Annotated in this window: 2 protein-coding genes; both read left to right on the plus strand. The window is 65.6% G+C overall.

The genetic code is table 11. The features are described from left to right. Window positions 1-1158, plus strand: a 1158-nt coding sequence (locus AC1D15_RS31110; RefSeq protein WP_477829073.1) for an ATP-binding response regulator, incomplete at its 5' end; no start/stop codon positions are given. A 182-nt stretch (window positions 1159-1340) separates the two neighbouring features. After that, window positions 1341-1632: hypothetical protein (locus AC1D15_RS31115; protein ID WP_477829074.1), on the plus strand; the 292-nt coding region annotated here is incomplete at its 3' end.

The following is a 1632-nucleotide window of genomic DNA, read 5'->3' on the forward strand; positions in this document are numbered from 1 at the left end:
GCCGATGCGGCGCGCCAGCAGGCCGAGGTGGCGAACCGCTCGAAGACGCAGTTCTTCGCGGCCGCGAGCCACGACCTGCGGCAGCCGCTGCATGCGATGGGGCTGTTCGCCGAGGCGCTGCGCCAGCGCAGCCACGATGAAGAGGTGATCCACCTCGTCAACAGCATCAACGGCTCGGTCGATGCGCTGGAGGGGCTGTTCTCGGAGCTGCTCGACATCACGAAGATCGACACCGGCGGCGTCGAGACGCAGGCGGAGCATTTCAACATCGGCGCGCTGTTCGGGCGGCTCAAGCTGCACTTCGAGCCGACGGCCTTCGAGAAGGGGCTGGGGCTGCGGTTCCGGGGTGGGGCGCACAACGCGTTCGCCGACCCGGTGCTGGTGGAACGCATCCTGCGCAACCTGGTGTCGAACGCGATCCGCTACACGCAGGACGGCACGGTGCTGGTGAGCTGCCGCAAGCGCGGCACGCGGCTGCTGCTGCAGGTGTGGGACACCGGCGTGGGCATCCGCGAGCGCGAGCAGGAGCGCATCTTCGAGGAGTTCTACCAGGTGCCGCAGGGCGACGCGCTGGCGCCGCACCAGCGCAAGGGGCTGGGGCTGGGGCTGGCGATCGTCAAGCGGCTGGCGGGGCTGATGGAGGCGCCGCTGTCGCTGCGTTCACGGCCGGGGCACGGCACGGTGTTCTCGCTGGAGCTGCCGCCCGGCAAGGCACCGCGTGCGGTGGCGCCGGCCCTGAGCGGCAAGGCGCCGATCGGGCTGACGCTGGACCGGCGCCGTATCGTGATCGTCGAGGACGAGCCGGCGGTGCGCGACGGGCTGGAGGTGCTGCTGAAGGGCTGGGGCGCGAGCGTGCGCAGCTTCGAGACGGTGGCCACCAGCCGGGCCTGGGCGCAGAGCGAGGAGGCCGGGAATGAGCCGCCGGACCTGCTGATCGTCGACTACCGGCTGGAGCACGGCCACACCGGCGTGGAGGCGATCCAGGCGCTGCGAGAGCGCTTCGGGCCCGGCGTGCCRGCCATCATGGTGAGCGGCAGCACGATGACCAACCACGAGGTGGATGYGCAGGTGCACAACTTCCACCTGCTGGTGAAGCCGGTGGTGCCGAACAAGCTGCGGGCGATGATCAGTTTCAAGCTGGGCGTGCGGGGCGGCTGAGGCGGGATCCGAGGCGCGAGCTACGCACCTGAGAGTGCGAACCGGCCGGACGGGATGAAGCTGTTTGTCCCCGGGTGGAACTTGGAAAGCGGATCGGTCACACAGGGGGAACGCCTGCTTGTGAGTGATCTGTGTGTGATTGCTGCATGGGGCATCGTTTTACTGTGCTGTGGAGCAACTTCATGCAAATAACCGGAAAAACTACTCGCCTTGAAGCACCTTCTATTTGCAAAATAGAAGTGAAGAACCGGGATGGCGGATATGAGTCGATCCAGGAGAAGTTTGGGAATCAGCGCATAGCAGCAAAAGACGACTTTACATTCAAATGCAAGGTTCAGTTGAGCAATGGCTTCGAGTTTAAGCTTAAGAACGTCGAGGATCGGGAGACCGACGAGCTTGCCGAGGCGTTGACGTTGGCGGGAAACCTTGTTGCCGGTTCGCTTAAGGAGCTTGAGGAAGGCAGGGTGCACGAGG

The sequence above is a fragment of the Rhizobacter sp. P2_H2 genome (assembly GCF_056403375.1).